The following is a 22,175-nucleotide window of genomic DNA, read 5'->3' as shown; positions in this document are numbered from 1 at the left end:
ATATTGTGATATTAAGATATGAAAAGATATGGGAAGGAGAAATAAAGTGAAGCTAAAGAGAAATGACTTATTCATTGGAATATATATTCTTTCAGCAGTATTATTCTTTATTATTTCAATTCCTTCATGGTTACTTGATATTTTGCTTGCATTTAATATAATGGTGGCTTTAGTTATATTATTTAACTCATTGTTTGCTAAAGAAGTATTGGATATGGCATCATTCCCAACAATGCTCTTATTTACAACAATTTTTAGAATTTCTCTTAACGTATCATCAACTAAGATGATATTAAGAGATGGTTATGCAGGTCACGTGGTTTCTGTGTTTGGACAATTCGTAGGTGGTGGTAATCTTGTAATTGGTACCATCATATTCATAGTATTGATTATTGTACAGTTTATAGTTATCAATAAAGGTTCTGAGAGAGTATCAGAAGTAACAGCAAGATTTACTCTTGATGCTATGGCTGGTAAGCAGATGGCTATCGATTCAGATCTTAATACAGGTGCTATTACTGATAAGGAAGCAGCAGAAAGAAGAAAGAAGTTACAGCAGGAGAACAGCTTCTTTGGTTCTATGGATGGTGCTACCAAGTACGTTAAGGGAGATGCAACAGCAGGTCTTATTATCACAGCAATCAACCTTGTTGGTGGTATTGCAATGGGGATGCTCTATAATGGAATGTCCATTAATGATGCACTTTCTACATATTCAATCCTTACAATTGGTGATGGTCTTTGTTCACAGATACCTTCACTTCTTATATCTTTGTCAACAGGTATATTAGTTACTAAGGCATCAAGCGAGGGTGAACTTGGCGACGAGATGGTTGGACAGTTGTTCTCAATGGACAGGGTCCTTATTATGGTAGGTGCAGCACTTATATTATTAGGTGTAGGAACACCACTTCCATTTTACATATTTGTGCCACTTGGTGTAGCACTTATTATCTATGGAAGAAAGTTAAAGGATAAGACAGGCGAGGCAACTATCGAGGAGATGGCAGAGGCAGAAGAAAATGAGGCTCAGGAAATCAGAAAGCCGGAAAATGTTGTTTCTTTGCTTAATGTAGACCCAATCGAATTAGAGTTTGGTTATGGTATTATACCTTTAGCCGATGTTAATCAGGGGGGTGATCTTCTTGACCGAGTTGTAATGATCAGACGACAGATAGCTCTTGAACTTGGTGCGGTAGTACCAATTATCAGATTAAGAGATAATATACAGCTTAATCCTAACCAGTATGTAATTAAGATTAAAGGCATACAGGTAAGTGAGGGCGAGATACTTTTTGACCATTATATGGCGATGAACCCAGGTTATGTAGAAGAAGAGATAACAGGTATTCCAACATTTGAACCATCTTTCCATCTTCCAGCTATATGGATTACTGAAAGCCAGAGAGAAAGAGCAGAATCTATGGGATATACTGTTGTTGACCCACCATCAATAATGGCTACACATCTTACTGAAGTAATAAGACAGCATATTGCAGAACTTCTTACAAGACAGGATGTTCAGAATCTTATTAACAATATTAAAGATAATAACCAGGCACTTATTGATGAGCTTGTACCTAAGCTTATCGGTATTGGTGAGATACAGAAAGTGTTACAGAACCTTTTATCAGAAGGCATATCAATCAGGGATCTTGTAACTATATTTGAAACACTTGCTGATCACGCGGCAGTCACAAGAGATACAGATATATTAACTGAATATGTAAGACAGAGCCTTAAGCGTGCCATTTCTGGCAAGTATTTTCCACCTAACGAGGTTACTAATGTTATTACTCTTGACCCTAAGGTTGAACAGGAGATTATGGCGGCTGTTAAGAATACAGAACAGGGAGCTTATCTGTCGCTTGACCCTGCCCGTACTAAAGCTATTATGGATTCTTTAGGTGAAGAATTAAAGAAGCTTGAAGATATGGGAAAGAATCCGATTGTTATAACTTCGCCTATAGTCAGATTGTATTTTAAGAAGTTAGCATCTGATTACTATAAAGATATAATTGTGATTTCATATAATGAAGTGGAATCAAATGTTGAATTACAGTCAGTTGGGATGGTGACAGCATAATGATAGTTAAGAAATTTCAAGCGCCTACAGAAAGAGAGGCAATAATAAAAGCTCAGGAAGAATTAGGAAGCACAGCAGTTGTGCTTAATGTTAAGACAATTAAGCAGAGAGGCTTTGCAAAGCTTTTTAAGAAAGATGCTGTAGAAGTTACGGCAGCTCTTGAGGAAAAAGATTTTGTTGATGGAATTAACAAGTCAAGACCATCATTTGATAATACAATGAATAAAGAACAGATGATTAACAGAAGTATGGTTTCAACAGGAAGCCTTCCATCGATTAATCTTGTGGCTGATGATTCAGTTAATCTGTCGTCATCTTCGACGGCTTCTGCGATAGAGCAGAAGCTTGACTCGCTGCACGATCTTTTACAGAACCAGAGTTTTAATAAGCCGGCTGATGTGCAGGGAACAGTGTCTAATCCTTATTCAGGGGTGGCAGGCAGCGTAAGAAGCTTGTATAATGATGATACAGATATTAAGACTGCATCATCTGATAATACTGAAAGACAGCAGGTTAAGCAGAGAGAAAATGCTAACTACAAATCATTACAGTTAATCTATAAGAAGCTTATTGATAATGAAGTTGACAGCAGATATGCAGATGAAATTATTGGTGAGATTGAGAACTCATTAAAGAAAGAGTCTAACATAGACAGTATTCTTTCTGCTGTATACCAGAAGATTATATTAAAGCTTGGAAAGCCTAGGGCTATTACATTATCAGATAAGGCGAAGGTCGTATTCTTCATAGGACCTACAGGAGTAGGAAAGACTACTACAATTGCCAAGATAGCTTCAAGCTTTAAGTTAGAGCATGAGGCAAAAGTTGCATTTATTACAGCAGATACATATAGAATAGCGGCTGTAGAGCAGCTTAATACATATGCTTCTATTATAGATTGCCCTGTAAGTGTTGTGTATTCTGTTGAGGATATGGATAAGAGCCTTACAGATTATAAGGATTATGACTTAATACTTATTGATACAGCAGGACGTTCGCATAAAGCAGACGACCAGATGGATGAATTAAAGTCATTTATAGAGCAGGTTGTCCAAAGAAAAGATGAGTTTGATTTTGAAAGCTATCTTACATTAAGTGTAACAACTAAATATAAAGATCTTAAGAGTATAGCGGACAAATATGATGATGTAGACTGGTCAATTATTTTTACTAAATTAGATGAAACTTGTTCACTTGGCAACATCCTTAATCTGAGAATGTTGACAGACAGACCACTTGCTTATACGACATCAGGACAGAATGTTCCTAATGACATTGAAGTAATCAATGAGCAGTGGATTGCCAAACAGCTTTTAGGAGGCGGCGAATGATGATGGATCAGGCAGAAAATCTGCGTAATATAATTAGACAACAAAATCAGAACAGCATTACCAATGCCAGAGTTATCGCTGTAACAAGCGGAAAGGGAGGTGTTGGCAAGTCTAATCTTTCGGTCAATCTTGCACTTGAATTTACAAGAATGGGCAAGAAAGTAATAATACTTGATGCAGATTTTGGTCTGGCTAATGTTGAAGTTATGTTCGGTGTTATACCAGAATATAACTTAAGCGACCTTATGTTTAAGGGCAAGGAGATTAAAGATATTATAACAGAAGGACCAGAGGGAGTTGGATTTATTTCTGGAGGTTCTGGGATAGCTAATCTTGTTAATCTTGACCAGGAACAGATTAAAAGACTGGTTAATAAGCTGTCGGACCTTGAGGCACTGGCAGATATAATAATAATAGATACAGGAGCTGGAATATCACCTAGTGTTATGGAATTCCTGTTATCAAGTCCTGAGACAATCATAGTTACTACACCTGAACCGACATCTGTAACCGATTCATATGCACTTCTTAAAGCACTCAGTATGAATGAGAATTACAAGAGCGAAGAGTGTACAATAAGAATGGTAGCTAACAGAGTTGATTCAGAGAGTGAAGGAAAGAATCTTTATGACAAGCTTAATGCAGTTGTAACACAGTTCCTAGGGATTAATATGGAATATCTTGGAAGTGTTCCGCAGGATTCAACTGTAAGGAAGGCAGTTATGAAGCAGAAGCCTGTTACAATAGTATACCCTAATTCTTTTGCAGCCAGGCATTTTAGGTATATAGCTGAGGAATTGTTAGGAAATGAAGGGGATGCTCCAATGCATAAAAAGGGAATTAGAAGTTATTTTAAAAATGTATTTTCACGCAAGATGTAATTACCTTGTAAAGTGATAATCTATGTGTATGGAGGTGTCAGTAATGTTCAAACCACTTGTAATAGGAAGCAGAATGGAATTAGTGTCAAAGAAGTCACTAAGAAATAACGAAGAAAGAATAGTATATGCAAGCCAGATATTAGATTTTAATGATGACAGCATTGTGTGTGCTATGCCAATATATGAAGGACGTATTGTGCCACTTGAGGCAGGGAAAAGATTTGATGCATATTTCTATGTAGGAACTAAGATATTCAGAGCTGACTGCACTGCAATTGACAGAGGCAGGGATAACAATATCCATACAGTTACGATACAGCTAGATTCAGAACTTCTTAAGTTCCAGAGAAGAGAATATTTCAGACTCAGTTGTGTTCTTCCGGTGAGTGTGAAAAAGGTTATAACGCTCAATGTAAAAGCAGATGAAGAAGCTGTCACAAATACAAAGTCAGAAGAAAAGACTGCATGCAAAGAACAGGAAGATATAGATAACTGCAAGATTGTTGATATAAGCGGTGGTGGAATAAGACTTCAGTCAAAGAAGAAATATCAGAAGGATGATTATATGATGTTAGATTTTGACTTAGATATTGATGGTTCAATATCACATAAAAGCATTATTGGCAAGGTTGTAGAATCAAGAGCTAATGATAATGATGGAACATTATTTGCTAATAGACTTCAATTTGTCGATATTGACAGACTCGACAGAGAGGAGATTATTAAATATATATTTGGACAGCAAAGAAATATCTTAAAAAAGGAGTTGAGTAGTAATGGCTAAAAAAATATTGGTTATAGATGACTCTGCACTTATGAGAAGGGTAATATCTGATATAATCAACGAAAGCAATGAATACGAAGTTGCGGCTATTGCCAAGGATGGACTTGAGGGATTAGATATGATTGTTTCTAATCCTTACGAATACAGTGCAGTCATTCTTGATATCAATATGCCAAAGCTAAATGGATTGGAACTCCTGCAAAGATTACAGAAGGATCATATTGAACAGACTGTAATTGTAGTAAGTACTGTTGCCAGGGAAGGTGCTAAAGAGACTATTCAGGCTCTTGAATATGGAGCATTTGATTTTGTCACTAAGCCTGAGAATTATCTTGAAACTAAGAGCGTTGAATTCAAGAATAGAATATTCGAGATGCTCAATGTTGCAACTAATTCCAAGGCATCTATAAGACGTACATCAATGTCAAAGACAATAGCTCCGGTAAAGAAAGACTTAAAGAGCGGCAGAACTTTAACATCGGTCATAGCCCGTACAGAAAGAACAAGAAGTACAGGTATTACTCCAGCACCAGTAAGAACAGTTGTACATACACCAGCCAAGAAGGTTGATGGAAGTATGTTTACAAGTGTTAAGACTGGAAAGAAGAAGATTGTCGCACTTGCTTGTTCAACAGGAGGCCCTAAATCATTGCAGCAGGTTATACCTATGCTTCCGGCAAAGCTTGATGCAGGGGTAGTTCTTGTTCAGCATATGCCGGCAGGTTTTACAGCGTCACTTGCAGCAAGACTTAACGAGATGAGTGATATTAATGTTAAGGAAGCTGCAGATGGTGATGTAATAAAGAAAGGCTGGGTATATATAGCACCAGGTGGTAAGCACATACGAATTGAGAAGAAAGGAACTGACTCAGTTATAAAGTTAAGCACAGAACCACCAATAGAAGGCTTAAGACCGTGTGCTAATGTGATGTATGAATCACTTACATCAAGTAATTATGATGAGATTACATGTGTAGTCCTTACGGGTATGGGAGCAGATGGTACCAATGGTATTAAGGCTCTTAACAAGAATCATAAGAACATATATGTTATAGCTCAGGATGAAGAGACCAGTGTAGTATATGGAATGCCAAAGGCAATAGCTGGCACGGGACTGGTCAATGAAGTAGTTCCATTAAACCGTGTAGCTGAAGCAATTACAAAAAACGTGGGGGTGTCTTAAAATGGATGTTAGCCAGTATTTAGAGATTTTTATTGATGAATCAAATGAACATTTACAGTCTCTTAGTGATCAGTTATTAATTCTTGAGAAAGAACCAGAGAATAGTGATACTATTAATGAAATATTCAGAGCAGCACATTCTTTAAAGGGTATGGCTGGTACTATGGGATATAAGAGAATGCAGAATCTTACACACGATATGGAAAATGTATTCTCAGAAGTACGTAATGGTAATATTAAAGTTACATCAGATATGTGTGATGTATTGTTCAAGTGCCTTGATGCACTTGAGAGTTATGTTTCCAATATCCAGAATACACAGGATGAAGGAACCGATGATAATGAACCTATAATAAAAGCACTTAATTCATTCATTGGCGGTAATGAAGTAGAGGAGAAGAAAGAAGCTTCAGCCAGCCAGCCAGCAGAAGAAGCAGCACAGGGAACAACATCTGAGCTTGTTTTTGCAGACTTTGAGATGAATGCAGTTAATGAAGCATTAAAGAAGGGTCTTGGAGTATATGAGATAGTAGTAACAGTTGATGAGAATTGTATACTTAAGGCAGCAAGGGCATTTCTTGTATTTAAGAATCTTGAAGGACATTGCGATGTTATCAAATCAGAGCCATCAACACAGGATATAGAAGATGAGAAGTTTGAGAAAGATTTCACAATAGTTGTTGTATCTCACGAAAGCCTTGATGAAGTAATATCTATTATTAAGAGTGTATCAGAGATTAAGACAGCAGAAGGAAAGGCAATAACAGTTCCATTTCAAGAAGTTAATGATGCACCAGCAGAAGAAGAGAAGAAGGAAGAAGTTAAGAAACAGCCAGCTGTTACAGAGCCAGCCAAGAAGGAAGAAGCTAAGAAGACAGCGGCTGCATCGCCAGCTAAGAAGGCGGCAACAGCTAATAACAAGGCTGTAAGTCATACAGTACGAGTTGATATAGATAAGCTTGATGTCCTTATGAACCTTGTCAGCGAGCTTATTATTGCTAAGAATGGTCTTGTATCAGCAAGTATTTCTTCAGACGAAGCAGCAACAACTAATAATCAGAAGTTTACAGAACAGATTGAATACCTTGAAAGAGTAACAACTAACCTTCACGAATCAGTTATGAAGGTACGAATGATGCCTATTGAAGGTGTAATCAGTAAGTTCCCTCGTATGATCAGAGATCTTAATAAGAAGCTCAATAAGAAAATGGAGCTTTATATCACTGGTGAAGAGACAGAGCTTGATAGAACTGTCCTTGATGAAATTGGTGATCCTATTATGCACCTTTTAAGAAATTCTGCTGACCATGGACTTGAAAGTGCTGAGGTAAGAGCAGAAAGAGGTAAGCCGGAAGTTGGTTCTATTTACCTTAATGCATTCCAGGAAGGTAATAATGTTGTTATCGAAGTATCTGATGATGGTAATGGTATAGATATAGAGAGAGTTAAGGCAAAGGCTGTCGAGAAGGGTACAGTTACTCAGGAACAGGCTGATGCTATGACAGAGAAAGAAGCAATTGACCTCTTATTCAGACCAAGCTTTTCAACATCAGAGAAGATTACAGATGTATCAGGTCGAGGTGTTGGTCTTGATGTTGTTAAGTCTAAGATTGAAGCACTTGGTGGAGATGTAGAAGTTAAGACAAAGTATGGCGAAGGAAGTACATTCAGTATCAGACTTCCACTTACACTTGCTATTATTCAAGCTCTTATGGTTAAGCTTGGAGATGAGAAATATGCTATATCACTTGGTGCTATTGAAACAATTGAAGATGTTCCAGTAACTGATATCAAGTATATACATGCTAAAGAGGTAATCAACTTAAGAGGAAGCGTAATACCTCTTATAAGATTAAGAGATATTCTTGATGTTCCGGGTGAACAGGAAGAGTCAGATACAATTACAGTTGTAATTGTAAGAAAGGGTGACAAGCTCGCAGGTCTTGTTGTTGATAGTCTTATTGGTCAGATGGAAATCGTAATTAAGTCACTTGGCAAGTATATTAATATTAATAGAATGATAAGTGGAGCAACTATTCTTGGTGATGGTTCAGTAGCTTTAATTATCGATGCGAACACATTAGTATAGGAGGTGGCATTAGTTATGGAGAATGTTAATGCAATAGAAGAAAAGAAAGAAGAAGTTTCAACAACTGTACAGTATATAGTAGTTAAGATTGGTAATGAGCAGTATGGTATCAATATCAAATATATTGATAACATTGTAAGAAAGCAGGATATTACAAGAGTACCTAAGACTCAGCATTATTATAAGGGAGTAATCAATTTAAGAGGTGAGATTATCCCGGTAATGAGTGTAAGATTAAAGCTTGGCTTAGAGGATGATGTATACACAGATAAGACAAGATATATAATTGTCAAGGTTGAAGGTGCTACAATTGGTATTATTGTTGACGAGGTTAGAGAAGTTGTTACACTTAATAGTGATGACACAGAAAGTGTTAACCGTTCAGCAGGTGATGAAGTTACTAATAATTATATAAGTGCAATCGGAAAGCATGGCGGAGAGCTTATTTCATTGTTAGACATAGTCAGCCTTATTGTAGAGAATAAATAAAATATAAATGTTAGGAATTGAGGTTTAATATGTCAGACGTAGATTTAGAACAGCTCAATGATATGCAGTTAGATGTATTAAAGGAAATCGGTAACATAGGTGCAGGCAATGCTACAACAGCATTGTCTACAATGCTTAACGTAAAGATGGATATGTCTGTACCTAATGTTGCTTTAATACAGTTCAAGGATATATCAACAATTATAGGAAGTGAAGATCAGACTGTTGTTGGAATTCTTTTGGGATTAGAGGGCGATATCGATGGTATGATGTTATTCATATTTGATACTAAGTCGGCACATCACCTTGTTAACAGCCTTATGTTACAGAATGATGATGTTGTTGATGAGAGTGCAGATTTTACTGATATGGAAATGTCGGCATTGAATGAAATTGGTAATATAGCATCAGGTTCATATCTTACTGCTATATCATCACTTACAAAGCTTAATATTATAGCGACTGTTCCGCAGATGACTATAGATATGATTGGAGCACTTTTAAGTGTTCCGGCATCAGAATTTGGTAAGTATGGTGATAAGTTATTATTAATTCAGACACAGTTTGGCGAATTAGATTTTGTTAAAGGATATTTTCTTCTTATTCCAGAGCTTGAATCATACGATAAGATTCTTCGTTCATTAGGAGTTATTAGCTGATAATATTCTTGGGATGAGAGTAACATTATGAATTTAGATGAGATGATAAAAGTGGGTATGGCAGATTTAAAAGTAGGTAAGTCACCAGATGTTTTAACAACTCTGGGACTTGGCTCTTGTGTAGGAGTTGCTATATATGATCCAGTTACTAAGATTAGTGGACTTCTGCACTGTATGCTGCCAGACAGTACACAGTTTAGAAATAATTCTAATAAAGCAAAATATGCAGACAGTGGAATAGATGAGCTTGTAGCCCAGATGCTAAAGTTAGGAGCAAGCAAAGTAAGGCTTGTTGCCAAGATAGCTGGAGGTGCTCAGATGTTTGCGATGAATACTAACAACGACACATTAAGAGTGGGTGAACGTAATGTGGCGGCTGTTAAGATGAAGTTATCTGAATTAAATATACGTTTATTATCAGAAGATTGCGGATTGAATTATGGACGTACAGTTGAATTTTATTCAGAGACGGGAGAATATGTAATAAAATCAGTTGGTAAGCCAAGAAAGGTTATATAAGCTTATGAAAAGATTTAGAAATGTTTCTGCTATAGTAACATTGCTTGCTGGATTTATTACTGCTGTTGTTATGATAATCAACAGGTATAGTCTTGTTTCATTCCTGTGGATTCTTATAGGGGTAATGGTGTGTTTTTATGCTGTGAGCAGAATTATATGTTTTATAGTAGACAGAAAGATTACCAAAGCAGAAGAACAGGAAGAAGCTGAAAGACTAGAGAAGGAAAAAGAGAGGCTTGAGGCCGAAGAAAAAGAGGCCACGGAAGGCAAAAATGATGAATCTGACGCTATGAATGGTAATCAGAGAGCTAACAGATAATATACATTATTATTAAGTACGGGGGCATTCTTTGTATGGATGAAGCGGGAAGAAACAGGCTATGGGAAAAGTATATTGCAAGTCACGACAGCGAAATCCGTGAACAGCTCATAGTTGAATATGCACAGCTGGTTAAGCTTGTTGCAGGAAGAATGAATATGTATCTTGGCTATAATGTTGAATATGACGACCTTGTAGGATATGGTGTATTTGGTCTGATTGATGCGATAGACAAGTTCGATAGTGGTAAGAATGTCAAGTTTGAGACATATGCCAGTTTAAGGATAAGAGGTGCGATTCTCGATCAGATTCGTAAAATGGATTGGATTCCAAGGTCCTTAAGGCAGAAACAGAAGAAAATAGATGCTGCTATGGCTAAAATTGAGGCAGATAGCGGCAAAGTAGCAACAGATGATGAACTTGCGTTGGAATTAGGGATTTCAATGGATGAATTAAGCGATTGGCAAGGTCAGATGAAGTCTTCTAATCTTATATCATTGGATGAATATACAGAAGCTGGAAGTGAAGTCAAGATGGAGAGCGTGGGTAACTCACATTTTGAAGAACCAGAAGATGTAGTGGAGAAAGAAGAACTTAAGAAGAAGCTTGTACAGGCAATAGACCTTCTTACAGAGAAGGAGAGAAGTGTTATTGTGTTATACTATTATGAGGATATGACTCTTAAAGAGATAAGTATGACGCTTGATGTTTCAGAATCAAGGGTATCGCAGCTTCATACCAAGGCTCTCAGTAAAATGAAGAAAATAATGGGTGATTATATGTTTCCAGCGTAGACAAAAGCTGTAGTGCAGAAATATAGTGGCAAAAAGCAGAAAGTGAGTCATATATGATTAAAGAATGTATGTCAGGGTATTTTCAATTTTCATCAAAGGAAGATGGATTATATATTACAGTATATCCACCTAAGTCTGGTTATGGAGCAGCCAGCATTGATGATGTAATGTTTTATGTTGATAATAAGAATATAAGCTGTGATAGTGTAAAGCTTATGGAAGCTGTTAAGGCAGGTTCGGCGGCAGAGACAACTGTTAAGGTGTCAGAAGAAAGTCAGCTGGAATGTAGTGAATTTGCTGATTACAGAATAAGCAGTGATTGTATGAGGGTGGAAGCTTGTTTCTATCCTCCTTTTGAGAATGGTGGAATGTTAGATAAAGATGAGATTATAAGGGATTTACAGCATATCGGTGTTACTTATGGTGTGGATGAAGAAGTTATAGACTCGTTTTTAAAAGACAGGCATTACGGCAAAGCCTATACAGTGGCTAAAGGAACTGAGCCGGTAAGCGGCAGGGAAGGTTATGTTGAATATAAGTTCAATACAGAATTAAAGCCAAGACCAAAGATGAACGAGGATGGCACAGTAGATTTCCATACATTAGAGAATGTTAATCATGTAACCAAGGGAGATACAGTTGCAGTTCTTCATCCAGAGTATGTTGGTGAAGCTGGAACAGATGTACTTAACAGAAGTGTTAATCCAGATAAGGTAAAGCACGTTGTGTTCAGATTTGGGCGTAATCTTGTAATATCGGAAGATGGCAAAGAATTAATTACACTGGTAAGCGGACATGTAGTACTTGAGTCTGATAAAGTGTTTGTATCTAATGTGCTTGAGCTTGTTGATGTAGATAACTCAACTGGTGATATAGATTACAATGGTGATGTCAGTATTAAAGGAAATGTACTTGCAGGCTTTACTGTTAAGGCATCGGGCAATGTAGTAGTTACAGGTGTGGTTGAAGGTGCAACAGTAATAGCTGGTGGAGATATCACTTTAAACAGAGGAGTTCAGGGAATGAACAAGGCTGTTATAAAGGCAGGCGGTAAAATTGTATCCAAGTTCATAGAAAGCGTACAGCTTGTTGAGGCAGGCGGTAATATTGAAGCAGACTCTATTCTTCATAGCAAGGTAGTAGCTAAAGGTGTTATCAATGCCAATGGAAAGAATGGTCTTATAATAGGTGGCGATGTTAAATCAACAGTTATGATACAGGCAAAGACCATAGGTAATGAAATGGGTACAGCTACAGTTGTAGGAGTTGGTGTTGACCCTACAATGAAGAAGCGGATGGATGAGCTTAAGAAGGGCCTGAGTAGGATGGGGGATGAGAAAATCCAGCTTGCACAGCTTATGACAGCACTTAGAAAGAAACAGGATGCAGAAGGAACACTTAGTCCTGAGAAGCAGGAGATGCTCTCAAAGACTATGCGTAACCTTTTGGTTATGGATCAGCAGCTGGCTAAAGAAAAGAAAGAATACGAAGACATAAGATCCTGCATAGGTGAAGAAAAGAATGCTTGTATAAAGGTAAGCAACAGGGCTTATGTTGGTACTAAGCTTATGTTTGGTGATATATGTATGTTCCTGAAAGAAAAATATGATTATTGCCAGTTCAGAAAAGAAGGAGCTGAAATAAAGAGTCTGCCACTTTAATTATTAAGTGGTTAATTGTGATAAAGAGGTGTTGATATGATAGTAAGACCGATGGAATTTGGTATGATTCAACAGCAGAATACGGTATCACAAGTCAGACATAATGAAGATGTCAGACCTATGGTAGAACAGCAGACGACGGCGGTTCAGTTACAGAAAGATATCCACACAAGAGCTGAACAGGTGAATCATAAAGAAGACCCTAATAACAGACAGAAAAAGTTTGATGCTAAGGATAAAAGTGATAACGAGTATCAGTCTGGACATAAAGAAAGGAAAAATCAGACATCAGAAGACGGTAAAGTGTTTATTAAAGACTTGGAAGATATAGACTTTGACGTCAAAGTATGATTAATGGAGAGATAATGGGAACTGTAGCGATAGTTTTAATAGTTATAGGTATAATATGCGTTATAATAAGCATTATACTTGGAATAACTGATAATAAAGAACAGGCTGATACTGCTTCATATGTATCAGATTATGATTCGGCAAAGCAAGTGTCACAGGTATCAAAGGCTATAGATGACATAATTGAGAAGAAAATGCAGGATATAGAAGAAAAGACTGAGGCAAGTCTTGATAAAATATCCAATACTAAGATTCTTGAAATGAATGAGTATGCAGACAATGTTCTAAAAGAAATCAATCGTAATCATAATGAAGTAATGTTTATGTATGATATGCTTAACGAGAAGGATAAAGAGATTAAGACTACAGTTAAGAGTGTCAATGCAACTAACACACAGGCAAGAGGAATGGGAACAGTAAGGGAAAGACTTATAAAGCTTGATGAAACACAGAAAGCACCACAGAGAATAAGTGTTGATGAATTTCCACTTGATGATAAGTTAGATAAGAATCAGAAGATTATGACCTTATATAATAATGGCTATAACGATATTGATATAGCTAAACGTTTAAAGTTTGGAGTTGGAGAGGTTCGTCTTGTTATCAAGTTATATGTTAATGCAGCAGGCGAATAAAAGTAATTACTGGTTAATGAGGTTAGTGTATAAAGTGATTAATACTGATTGTTATCAGGTGAAATTATGTTAGAATTAAGGAACAGGTGCATTATACAATGAAGTTAAGATATTATTTAAGCGGTCTTGGAAGCGGAATTATTATCGCAGTTCTTATTATGCTTATTGCTGACAAAGTTACAGCGGTTAATAATAATGTTAATGGTTCAAATGTCCCACAGGAGACGACTGGTTCTGTTATAGCCTATACAACACAATCGGATAAAGATAATGAAACAATACAGGCTGAAAGCACAGAACATTCAGAGAATAAGGGTAACGAAGATACAACATCAGCTGACACAGCAAAGAATTCGGTAGTAAAAGCGACGGATAGTTCTACTACAGCTACAACAAGGTATGTATCGGAGGAAGATAAGGTTATAGTTAATATCAATCCTAAGAATATAAAGGTTGCGGCTGATATATCAAAGATACTTAAGAATAAGGGTGTTATAGAAGATGCAGATGCTTTTACACAGTATATGGCAACTTATGGATATTCAAGAATAGTCCAGCAGGGCAACTTTGAATTGATTAAGGGTGATTCATATGAGAATATCGCAAGAATAATAACAAGAAGCGATGTAGATAATAATAATAACACACAGGCTGACTAAGATTATTTGGTCAGCCTGTATTTATCTTTGCTGTTTGTTTTTGTATAAAAAATGCTTGCAATTATTTAATGGTATTGATATAATACATTTCGTGTGAAAAAGCATGCAGGTGGATGGCATAGCGGGTGCCGTTGTACGCAGACGGTGGCTATACGGGATGTGTTGCATAATCCAGGAAGCCTGCAAAAGATAATTTAACCAATGGAGGTATTAAAATGAGCGTAATTTCAATGAAGCAGTTACTTGAAGCAGGTGTTCATTTCGGACATCAGACAAGAAGATGGAATCCTAAGATGGCTGAGTACATCTACACAGAAAGAAATGGTATCCATATCATCGATTTACAGAAGTCAGTAGGAAAGGTTGATGAAGCTTATAAGGCAGTTTCTGATATCGTTGCTGATGGTGGTACAATCCTTTTCGTAGGTACAAAGAAGCAGGCACAGGATGCAATCGCTAATGAAGCTACAAGATGTGGTATGTATTTCGTTAACGAAAGATGGTTAGGTGGTATGCTCACTAACTTCAAGACAATCCAGTCAAGAATTGCAAGACTTAAAGAAATCGAAACAATGCAGGAAGATGGAACATTTGATGTTCTTCCTAAGAAGGAAGTTATTAACTTAAAGAAGGAATTAGAAAAGCTTCAGAAGAACCTTGGTGGTATCAAGGAAATGAAGAGAATTCCAGATGCTATCTTTATCGTAGATCCTAAGAAGGAAAGAATCTGCGTTCAGGAAGCACACGCACTTGGTATCACATTAATCGGTATCGCTGATACTAACTGTGATCCAGATGAATTAGATTATGTTATTCCTGGTAACGATGACGCTATCAGAGCTGTTAACTTAATCGTTTCAAAGATGGCTGACGCTGTTATCGAAGCTAATCAGGGTGAAGAAGCTGTAGCCGCTGATGCAGAAGAAGTAGCTGAGGAAGCTTAATATTTAAGGTTTGACTTAAGTTTATGTATGCTTCAGCCTGTAGTTTCAGGTTGAAGCATTTTTTAAGATTATTTTAAAATATTATAATTTGGAGGAAAGTAAAATGGCAGCAATTACAGCAGCAATGGTTAAAGAACTTAGAGAGTCTACTGGTGCAGGTATGATGGAATGTAAGAAGGCTCTTACAGAGACAGATGGAGATATGGAAGCAGCTGTTGATGTTCTTAGAAAGAGCGGAGCAGCTAAGGTAGAAAAGAAAGCCGGCAGAATCGCAGCAGAAGGTATCACAAGAGTTGCATCAGAAGGCAACACAGCAGTAGTAGTAGAAGTTAACTCAGAGACAGATTTCGTTGCAAAGAACGCTGTATTCCAGGAATTTGTTCAGAACGTAGCTGATAAGGCTCTTAAGGCTTCAGTTGATAAGGCTGGAGATGGCGAAGATGTATGTGCAATTCTTGATATGAAGTCTGAGCTTGAAGAAAAGACTATCGTAATCGGTGAAAAGCTTTCTTTAAGAAGATTTGAAAAGCTTACAGGTGACTGTGTTGCTTCATATGTTCACGGTGGTGGAAGAATTGGCGTTCTTGTTGCAGCAGAAGGTGCTACAGGAGATGCAGTTAAAGAAGCACTTACTAACATTGCTATGCAGATAGCAGCTATGAACCCACAGTATATCAGTAGAAATGATATGTCAGCGGAAGAACTTACTAAGTTAAGAGAAATCATCGAAGAGAGTGCGTTAAATGACCCAGCTACTCTTCCAAAGCCAATCTTAAATAAGTTAATTGATAAGGCTGTTAATGATAAAGTATGGAGCGATGAAGATATTGCAACATATGAAGAACATAAGAGCAATATGCAGTATTTATTCAACTTCCTTTCAAAGGAAGCTGCTTCTCAGTTAGCTGAGCTTGCATTAGCTGACAGAGCTAATATTGCTGCTGATAAGATTTTTAATGGATTAGTAGAAGGCCGTGTGTCTAAGCAGCTTAAGGAAATCTGCCTTATGGATCAGGTATATGTTAAGGCTGAGGATGGAAAGCAGTCAGTATCTAAGTATATTGCAGAAGTAGGCAAGGCAGCTGGTTCACCATTTACTATTAAGAAGTTTGTTCGTTTTGAAGTTGGTGAAGGTCTTGAGAAGAAGAATGAAGATTTCGCAGCGGAAGTTGCAGCTCAGCTTAAGTAATTAATAATTATACTTACTAAACCATATCTTGTTAATACAGGATATGGTTTTTTTAATGAATAGTATTTAATAAAAATTAATAATTTCTATTGAAATATAAAAGAGTGATTGATATAATAAATCTAAGTTATATATGAGACGTGTTAATTTTGGATAATAATTGTTGGAAAATTGGATTTATTATATCATATGCACTGCGTTGCTTTTCCACGCATCCGAAGTTTCGAAGAAACTTCTAAGTGACTACGAAGTAGTCATATTATGTCATATTAAAAAGTAAATATGTAATGCTGCGAAGTATATATTAGTGTGTTATATATTTAGAATATAATATAACAGCATATGACAATTAATATATGTGGGGTATAATATTATGTGTATTTTATGCACGCCTTGTATGAAACAAAAAGTTACATAAAAAGGAGAAAAATATGAATGTAAAAGATTCGATTAGAAAAAGGTTGAACAAGAGCTTTGCTATGATTTCTCTTGTATGCAGTATTGGTCTTGTTATATGTGGTATTTCATTATTTGTAATAAGCAGCCAGTATCATAATGCACTTACTAATTATGGATTTGCCCAGGGAGATATTGGTAAGGCTATGGTAACATTCTCTGAGGCAAGAAGTTCGTTAAGAGCTGTAATTGGTTATACAGATATGAATGAGATTGCTAATGAACAGAAGAATTATGAGACTAAGAAGTCAGCATTTGAAGGTTATATGGCAGATGTTGAGAAGACAATAGTAACTAAGGCCGGTAAAGATGCTTATGCACAGGTTGAATCAGCACTTAATGGTTACTGGACCAAGGCTGACAGCATTTTAAAGCAGGGTGCTACAACAGATAATGGAGCTTCTGGTGCAGCTCAGAAGAAAGAGATTGAAGAGCTTTCACCTATGTACGATAATGTATATGCTGCATTAAAGAATATAATGGATATCAATGTTACTAAGGGTGATGAAGTACAGAATACATTGAATGTTCTTATGTATATATTAATTGTTTTAGTTGTTGCAATTATTGCATTTAGTGTATATATGTCAACACACCTTGGAAGAAGAATTGCTGATAATATTGAGAAGCCAGTAGAAGCATTGGCTGAAAGACTTAAGAAGTTCGCAGCAGGTGATCTTGACAGCGAATTCCCAGAAAGTGAGATTGATGATGAGATAGCTTATATGAATAATGTAGCTAAGGAGATGGCTGCTGACCTTAATCTTATCATCAGCGACTTAAGCAGACTTATGGATGAGATGGCAGCCGGTAACTTTAAGATTAAGACAGATATCGAAGATAAATATGTTGGTAAATTTGTTAATCTTAAAGATGCAATTCGTAATATGAATAGAAAGATGGATGCTACACTTAAGAGTGTTGATGAATCATCACAGCAGGTAACAGTAGGTTCAGAGAACCTTGCACAGTCTGCACAGGAATTAGCAGAAGGCGCTACAGAACAGGCTGGAGCTGTTGAAGAGCTTCAGGCTACAATAGCAACTCTTACTGAGCAGATTGCAGATACAGCAGATAATTTACAAAAGACAAGTGACAAGGCTGTAGACCATGCGAAGAATGCTGATGCCAGCAAGGTAGAGATGCAATCACTTATGGAAGCTATGCAGCGTATTAGTGATACATCTAAGAAGATTGAGAATATCATTTCTGATATTGAAAGTATTGCAAGCCAGACTAATCTTCTTTCTCTTAATGCAGCTATTGAGGCAGCAAGAGCAGGTGAGGCTGGTAAGGGCTTTGCAGTTGTTGCTGAGCAGATTAGAATGCTTGCTGACCAGAGTGCCCAGTCAGCCGTTGATACAAGAACTCTTATTGAAGGCGCTTTAAATGAAATAGAAGAAGGTAATACAGTAGCTATGAAGGTTGCTGAATCAATGGATTCAGTTGTTCAGGGAATCAATGATATTGCTGATGTATCTAAGCAGCTTAGCGAGAACTCTAATGTTCAGATTGCAGCTATGAGAGAGGCTGAAAAGGGAATCGACCAGATTTCAGAAGTTGTACAGTCTAACTCAGCAGCATCAGAAGAGTGTTCTGCTACAAGTGAAGAGCTTTCTGCACAGGCAGAAGCTATGAATGAATTAATTTCACAGTTCACACTTAGAGATCAATTAATATTGAAGAATATAATGTATTGTGTTATAATTAATCGGATAATGATTGTTATAATGCAATACATTTTTTTGGCTGGTTTGCATTATAAGACAGGCTTGAATTATGGTTATAATCAGTGCTGGTTATAATGGACAATATTTTATATATATCAGACTAATGGAGGATTAAGATGGGCTTATTTGGCAGTAAATCTGATGATAATTCTAAAGATGTATTCAGCAGACTTGGAAAAGAAGTTAAAGAAGATATGATGGTCAATACATTAGAAGATAATGATCTGGCTAAGTTAGCAGCTGGAATGAAAAGTGAGCTTACAGGCTCAGAGAGCAGAGAGTCTATTACAGATAAGCTTGAGGCAGAGCTTAATAATGAGAGCGAAGCTATAGAGACGTTCAGTGACAGTGTTGCACAAGATGAACCAAGATCGGAGTTAGAGCAGATGGCAGAGGAGACAGCGGTTATAACAGCAGGTCTTGTTGTCAGCGGTGATTTGGACTCAGTAGGTTCTATAGATGTATTTGGAACTGTTGAAGGTAATGTTGCCTGCTGTGGAAAGCTTACAGTAAGCGGTACAATAGAAGGAGCGATTATGGCTAATGAAGTGTTTGCTAATAATGCAAAGATTTCAGGAGATATACAGTCTAAGGGTTCAGCTAAGATAGGGCAGGGTACAGTTGTTATAGGTAATATAACAGCAACATCTGCCGTTATAGCTGGTGCTGTTAAAGGTAATGTGGACATTAATGGCCCGGTTGTCATAGACTCATCCGCTGTAATAGTTGGTGATATTAAGTCTAAGTCAGTTCAGATTAATAATGGAGCTACAATAGATGGAAGATGTTCGCAGTGCTATGCCGATGTTGATACATCTTCAATATTTGATATAAAGGCAGTTGGAAAGCATAACAAAGACGAGATTAAGAGTAGTGTCAATAAAGAGACAGCAGGGTTAGACAGCAAGTCAGCAGATAGCAAGTCAGTTAACGACAGAGCAGTCGATGGCAAAGAAGCAGATAGTAAGTCAGCTAACGACAGAGCGGTCGATGGCAAAGCAGCAGATAATATGTCAGCTGATAACAGTACAGCCGGCAGCAGGCCAGCGAATTAACAGATATTATAGATAATAAAGAAATAACAGTTAATAATCGGTAAAGATAATAGTTAGTACTCTGATAAAATACAATATATATAAAGAATGGAGAAATAATATGAACGACATTAAAAGAGTAATTCTTAAGTTAAGTGGAGAAGCTTTATCAGGTGATAAGAAGTCAGGCTATGATGATGAATTAATTATGGATATAGCAGGACAGGTAAAGCAGATTATAGACAAAGGCATTAATGTAGGTGTTGTAATTGGTGGTGGTAACTACTGGAGAGGACGTTCTAATGATAATATCGACAGAACAAAGGCTGACCAGATTGGTATGCTTGCAACCATTATGAACTGCATATATGTATCAGAAATATTCAGATCACAGGGACTTAAGACTAATATACTTACACCATTTGAGTGTGGAAGTATGACAAAGCTTTTCTCTAAGGATAGAGCTAATAAGTATTTTGAAAAGGGGATGGTTGTATTCTTTGCAGGTGGAACAGGACATCCATATTTCTCAACAGATACAGGTATAGTGCTTAGAGCCATTGAATTAGATGCAGATGCTATACTTTTAGCTAAGGCAATTGATGGCGTATATGACAGCGACCCTAAGATCAATCCAAAAGCTAAGAAGTATGATAAAATATCCATTACAGATGTTGTTGATAAGCATCTTGGCGTAATTGATATGACGGCTTCTGTTATGTGTATGGAGAATAAGATGCCGCTTATGGTATTTGGACTTAATGAGAAAGACAGCATTGTTAATGCACTTTCAGGTAAATTTAATGGAACAATTGTAACTGTTGATTAATTTGCCGATTTATTGTAATATTCAGTTATATAATAAAAGATATTAAGAAAGAGAGAAATATAATGAGTGACATTAAAGAATACGAAGATAAAATGAAGAAATCAGTAGACTCATTAAAAGAGGACTACACAACAATAAGAGCAGGAAGAGCTAACCCACATATATTAGATAAAATTAAGGTTGATTATTATGGAACACCTACTTCACTTCAGCAGGTGGCTAATATCTCTGTTCCAGAAGCAAGAATGATTCAGATTCAGCCTTGGGAAGCAAGCCTTATTAAAGATATTGAAAAGGCTATTCTTGTATCAGACCTTGGACTTACACCTAATAATGATGGTAAGGTAATAAGACTTATATTCCCTGAACTTACAGAGGAAAGACGTAAAGAACTTGCTAAGGACGTAAAGAAGAAGGGTGACAATGCTAAGGTTGCCATAAGAAATGTAAGAAGAGATGCTAATGATACTGTTAAGAAAGAGAACAAGGCAGGAGAGCTTTCAGATGATGAAGCTAAGAATCTTGAAGATGATGTTCAGAAGCTTACAGATAAATATATAGCTTTAATAGATAAGGCAATAGAAGAAAAGACTTCTGAGATACTTACAGTATAATGAATAATATATGGGGAGGCTGTTGGTTTATAGCAACAGCCTCCTAATAAGTTATATGGATAATATTATATATACATTAATATAATGATGCTATCTGGCATATAAAAATATAATAATATATGAAATGATAAATGTATCTAAATATGAAGTTATAAGGATACCGATATATGAAACTATAAAATATTGACTGTGGGGTAATGTATGGATAAATATAATGAGGAATTAGGGCTTAAGATACCTGCTCATGTTGCTGTCATACTTGATGGTAATGGACGCTGGGCTAAAAAGAAGCATATGCCAAGAACATATGGACATATGCAGGGAAGTAAAGTTGTAGAAGATATGTTGTATGTTGCAGATGACCTTGGCATACAATATTTTACAGTATATGCTTTTTCAACAGAGAACTGGAAGCGTTCAGAAGAAGAAGTAGGCACTCTTATGAGCATTTTAAGAAAGTATCTTAAAGATTGTGTCAAGAAGTCTATGAAGAACAATGTAAGGTGCCGTGTTATAGGACGCAGGGAAGAATTAAGTGATGATATAGTTGAGAGTATTAATAATCTTGAAGAAAAGACTAAGAATAATACAGGACTCAATTTCACAATAGCAATCAATTATGGTGGCAGAGATGAGATTGTAAGAGCCGTCCAGAAGATTGCACAGGATGTTAAAGAGGGAAAGATTGCACCAGAGGCTATAGATGAGGCTATGATAAATGCTAATCTTGACACAAAGGATATTCCTGACCCGGATCTTTTGATAAGAACTAGTGGCGAGCAAAGACTTTCTAATTATCTTCCATGGCAGCTTGCATATACAGAATTCTACTTTACAGATGTATTCTGGCCGGATTTTAACAGGGAAGAACTTATTAAGGCTTGTGAGAAATATAATAAAAGAGACAGAAGATATGGCGGAGTTAAGGAGGAATAGAAT

The 22,175-nt window shown here is 36.7% G+C and carries 22 protein-coding genes; all 22 read left to right on the top strand.

Annotated elements, in window-relative coordinates; genetic code table 11:
* The first annotated feature begins 46 nt into the window (after positions 1 to 46).
* The 22 genes from flhA (at position 47) to C7390_RS02075 (ending at position 22,172) form a co-directional block, all read left to right on the top strand.
* The gene (flhA, locus tag C7390_RS02180; RefSeq protein ID WP_022502691.1) at positions 47 to 2,086 is read left to right on the top strand and encodes a flagellar biosynthesis protein FlhA; all 2,040 of its coding nucleotides are present in this window, start codon (positions 47 to 49) and stop codon (positions 2,084 to 2,086) included.
* Positions 2,086 to 3,417, top strand: a complete 1,332-nt coding sequence (gene flhF / locus C7390_RS02175) for a flagellar biosynthesis protein FlhF (RefSeq protein WP_116443520.1) — start codon at positions 2,086 to 2,088, stop codon at positions 3,415 to 3,417. Before flhA ends, flhF begins: the two co-directional genes overlap by 1 nt.
* Positions 3,414 to 4,298, top strand: a complete 885-nt coding sequence (locus C7390_RS02170) for a MinD/ParA family protein (RefSeq protein ID WP_318255763.1) — start codon at positions 3,414 to 3,416, stop codon at positions 4,296 to 4,298. Before flhF ends, C7390_RS02170 begins: the two co-directional genes overlap by 4 nt.
* 43 nt (positions 4,299 to 4,341) lie before the next feature.
* Positions 4,342 to 5,082: a flagellar brake protein gene (locus tag C7390_RS02165; RefSeq protein ID WP_022502688.1), complete on the top strand. Its 741-nt coding sequence runs from the start codon at positions 4,342 to 4,344 to the stop codon at positions 5,080 to 5,082.
* On the top strand, positions 5,075 to 6,265 hold the full coding sequence (gene cheB, locus C7390_RS02160) for a chemotaxis-specific protein-glutamate methyltransferase CheB (RefSeq protein ID WP_022502687.1): 1,191 nt from the start codon (positions 5,075 to 5,077) through the stop codon (positions 6,263 to 6,265). The genes C7390_RS02165 and cheB overlap by 8 nt, the downstream gene beginning before the upstream one ends.
* A gap of 1 nt (position 6,266) precedes the next feature.
* A complete protein-coding gene (locus C7390_RS02155) occupies positions 6,267 to 8,354 on the top strand; it encodes a chemotaxis protein CheA (RefSeq protein WP_055174414.1) in 2,088 nt (695 codons plus the stop codon).
* 15 nt (positions 8,355 to 8,369) lie between these two features.
* On the top strand, positions 8,370 to 8,843 hold the full coding sequence (locus tag C7390_RS02150; protein WP_022502685.1) for a chemotaxis protein CheW: 474 nt from the start codon (positions 8,370 to 8,372) through the stop codon (positions 8,841 to 8,843).
* A gap of 29 nt (positions 8,844 to 8,872) precedes the next feature.
* A complete protein-coding gene (locus C7390_RS02145) occupies positions 8,873 to 9,502 on the top strand; it encodes a chemotaxis protein CheC (RefSeq protein ID WP_022502684.1) in 630 nt (209 codons plus the stop codon).
* Positions 9,503 to 9,529: 27 nt separating this feature from the next.
* Positions 9,530 to 10,021 carry a chemotaxis protein CheD gene (locus C7390_RS02140; protein WP_022502683.1) on the top strand — a complete coding sequence of 164 codons (492 nt, stop codon included), beginning with the start codon at positions 9,530 to 9,532 and terminating at the stop codon, positions 10,019 to 10,021.
* 4 nt (positions 10,022 to 10,025) lie between these two features.
* Entirely contained in the window at positions 10,026 to 10,340 is a 315-nt protein-coding gene (locus C7390_RS02135; RefSeq protein ID WP_022502682.1) for a hypothetical protein, read from the top strand.
* Between the two features lie 35 nt (positions 10,341 to 10,375).
* A complete protein-coding gene (locus C7390_RS02130) occupies positions 10,376 to 11,134 on the top strand; it encodes a FliA/WhiG family RNA polymerase sigma factor (protein WP_022502681.1) in 759 nt (252 codons plus the stop codon).
* Between the two features lie 53 nt (positions 11,135 to 11,187).
* Positions 11,188 to 12,795 (top strand): DUF342 domain-containing protein, encoded by a 1,608-nt coding sequence (locus tag C7390_RS02125; protein WP_116443519.1) that lies wholly within the window; start codon positions 11,188 to 11,190, stop codon positions 12,793 to 12,795.
* A gap of 36 nt (positions 12,796 to 12,831) precedes the next feature.
* A complete protein-coding gene (locus C7390_RS02120) occupies positions 12,832 to 13,146 on the top strand; it encodes a hypothetical protein (RefSeq protein ID WP_022502679.1) in 315 nt (104 codons plus the stop codon).
* Between the two features lie 14 nt (positions 13,147 to 13,160).
* Positions 13,161 to 13,781: a DUF6115 domain-containing protein gene (locus tag C7390_RS02115; protein WP_055174421.1), complete on the top strand. Its 621-nt coding sequence runs from the start codon at positions 13,161 to 13,163 to the stop codon at positions 13,779 to 13,781.
* Between the two features lie 98 nt (positions 13,782 to 13,879).
* Positions 13,880 to 14,440 carry a hypothetical protein gene (locus tag C7390_RS02110; RefSeq protein ID WP_055307028.1) on the top strand — a complete coding sequence of 187 codons (561 nt, stop codon included), beginning with the start codon at positions 13,880 to 13,882 and terminating at the stop codon, positions 14,438 to 14,440.
* Between the two features lie 215 nt (positions 14,441 to 14,655).
* Positions 14,656 to 15,384 (top strand): 30S ribosomal protein S2, encoded by a 729-nt coding sequence (rpsB, locus tag C7390_RS02105; protein WP_055174425.1) that lies wholly within the window; start codon positions 14,656 to 14,658, stop codon positions 15,382 to 15,384.
* A 103-nt stretch (positions 15,385 to 15,487) separates the two neighbouring features.
* The gene (gene tsf, locus C7390_RS02100) at positions 15,488 to 16,573 is read left to right on the top strand and encodes a translation elongation factor Ts (RefSeq protein ID WP_022502675.1); all 1,086 of its coding nucleotides are present in this window, start codon (positions 15,488 to 15,490) and stop codon (positions 16,571 to 16,573) included.
* A 431-nt stretch (positions 16,574 to 17,004) separates the two neighbouring features.
* The gene (locus C7390_RS02095; RefSeq protein ID WP_116443518.1) at positions 17,005 to 18,834 is read left to right on the top strand and encodes a methyl-accepting chemotaxis protein; all 1,830 of its coding nucleotides are present in this window, start codon (positions 17,005 to 17,007) and stop codon (positions 18,832 to 18,834) included.
* A 41-nt stretch (positions 18,835 to 18,875) separates the two neighbouring features.
* Positions 18,876 to 19,814 carry a polymer-forming cytoskeletal protein gene (locus C7390_RS02090; RefSeq protein ID WP_022502673.1) on the top strand — a complete coding sequence of 313 codons (939 nt, stop codon included), beginning with the start codon at positions 18,876 to 18,878 and terminating at the stop codon, positions 19,812 to 19,814.
* 100 nt (positions 19,815 to 19,914) lie between these two features.
* Complete coding sequence (gene pyrH / locus C7390_RS02085) at positions 19,915 to 20,622, top strand: UMP kinase (protein ID WP_022502672.1); 708 nt, start codon at positions 19,915 to 19,917, stop codon at positions 20,620 to 20,622.
* Positions 20,623 to 20,684: 62 nt separating this feature from the next.
* A complete protein-coding gene (gene frr / locus C7390_RS02080; protein WP_022502671.1) occupies positions 20,685 to 21,236 on the top strand; it encodes a ribosome recycling factor in 552 nt (183 codons plus the stop codon).
* Positions 21,237 to 21,437: 201 nt separating this feature from the next.
* The gene (locus C7390_RS02075; protein WP_022502670.1) at positions 21,438 to 22,172 is read left to right on the top strand and encodes an isoprenyl transferase; all 735 of its coding nucleotides are present in this window, start codon (positions 21,438 to 21,440) and stop codon (positions 22,170 to 22,172) included.
* The last annotated feature ends 3 nt before the right edge of the window (positions 22,173 to 22,175 follow it).

Origin of the sequence: Bacteroides galacturonicus, assembly GCF_003096855.1 — a bacterium.
In the GTDB taxonomy this organism is placed as follows: Bacteria; Bacillota; Clostridia; order Lachnospirales; family Lachnospiraceae; genus Lachnospira; species Lachnospira rogosae.
This window is presented reverse-complemented; position numbering and strand designations above follow the sequence as displayed.

What these genes read in the sequence shown, in the direction of transcription:
- C7390_RS02140 (WP_022502683.1), top strand. Translation starts at nt 9,530, where the DNA reads ATGAATTTAGATGAGATGATAAAAGTGGGTATGGCAGATTTAAAAGTA.
- C7390_RS02125 (WP_116443519.1), top strand. Translation starts at nt 11,188, where the DNA reads ATGATTAAAGAATGTATGTCAGGGTATTTTCAATTTTCATCAAAGGAA.
- C7390_RS02150 (WP_022502685.1), top strand. Translation starts at nt 8,370, where the DNA reads ATGGAGAATGTTAATGCAATAGAAGAAAAGAAAGAAGAAGTTTCAACA.
- C7390_RS02165 (WP_022502688.1), top strand. Translation starts at nt 4,342, where the DNA reads ATGTTCAAACCACTTGTAATAGGAAGCAGAATGGAATTAGTGTCAAAG.
- C7390_RS02145 (WP_022502684.1), top strand. Translation starts at nt 8,873, where the DNA reads ATGTCAGACGTAGATTTAGAACAGCTCAATGATATGCAGTTAGATGTA.
- C7390_RS02170 (WP_318255763.1), top strand. Translation starts at nt 3,414, where the DNA reads ATGATGATGGATCAGGCAGAAAATCTGCGTAATATAATTAGACAACAA.
- flhF (WP_116443520.1), top strand. Translation starts at nt 2,086, where the DNA reads ATGATAGTTAAGAAATTTCAAGCGCCTACAGAAAGAGAGGCAATAATA.
- cheB (WP_022502687.1), top strand. Translation starts at nt 5,075, where the DNA reads ATGGCTAAAAAAATATTGGTTATAGATGACTCTGCACTTATGAGAAGG.
- C7390_RS02090 (WP_022502673.1), top strand. Translation starts at nt 18,876, where the DNA reads ATGGGCTTATTTGGCAGTAAATCTGATGATAATTCTAAAGATGTATTC.
- C7390_RS02155 (WP_055174414.1), top strand. Translation starts at nt 6,267, where the DNA reads ATGGATGTTAGCCAGTATTTAGAGATTTTTATTGATGAATCAAATGAA.
- C7390_RS02110 (WP_055307028.1), top strand. Translation starts at nt 13,880, where the DNA reads ATGAAGTTAAGATATTATTTAAGCGGTCTTGGAAGCGGAATTATTATC.
- C7390_RS02075 (WP_022502670.1), top strand. Translation starts at nt 21,438, where the DNA reads ATGGATAAATATAATGAGGAATTAGGGCTTAAGATACCTGCTCATGTT.
- C7390_RS02120 (WP_022502679.1), top strand. Translation starts at nt 12,832, where the DNA reads ATGATAGTAAGACCGATGGAATTTGGTATGATTCAACAGCAGAATACG.
- rpsB (WP_055174425.1), top strand. Translation starts at nt 14,656, where the DNA reads ATGAGCGTAATTTCAATGAAGCAGTTACTTGAAGCAGGTGTTCATTTC.
- C7390_RS02115 (WP_055174421.1), top strand. Translation starts at nt 13,161, where the DNA reads ATGGGAACTGTAGCGATAGTTTTAATAGTTATAGGTATAATATGCGTT.
- frr (WP_022502671.1), top strand. Translation starts at nt 20,685, where the DNA reads ATGAGTGACATTAAAGAATACGAAGATAAAATGAAGAAATCAGTAGAC.
- C7390_RS02135 (WP_022502682.1), top strand. Translation starts at nt 10,026, where the DNA reads ATGAAAAGATTTAGAAATGTTTCTGCTATAGTAACATTGCTTGCTGGA.
- pyrH (WP_022502672.1), top strand. Translation starts at nt 19,915, where the DNA reads ATGAACGACATTAAAAGAGTAATTCTTAAGTTAAGTGGAGAAGCTTTA.
- C7390_RS02130 (WP_022502681.1), top strand. Translation starts at nt 10,376, where the DNA reads ATGGATGAAGCGGGAAGAAACAGGCTATGGGAAAAGTATATTGCAAGT.
- C7390_RS02095 (WP_116443518.1), top strand. Translation starts at nt 17,005, where the DNA reads ATGAATGTAAAAGATTCGATTAGAAAAAGGTTGAACAAGAGCTTTGCT.
- tsf (WP_022502675.1), top strand. Translation starts at nt 15,488, where the DNA reads ATGGCAGCAATTACAGCAGCAATGGTTAAAGAACTTAGAGAGTCTACT.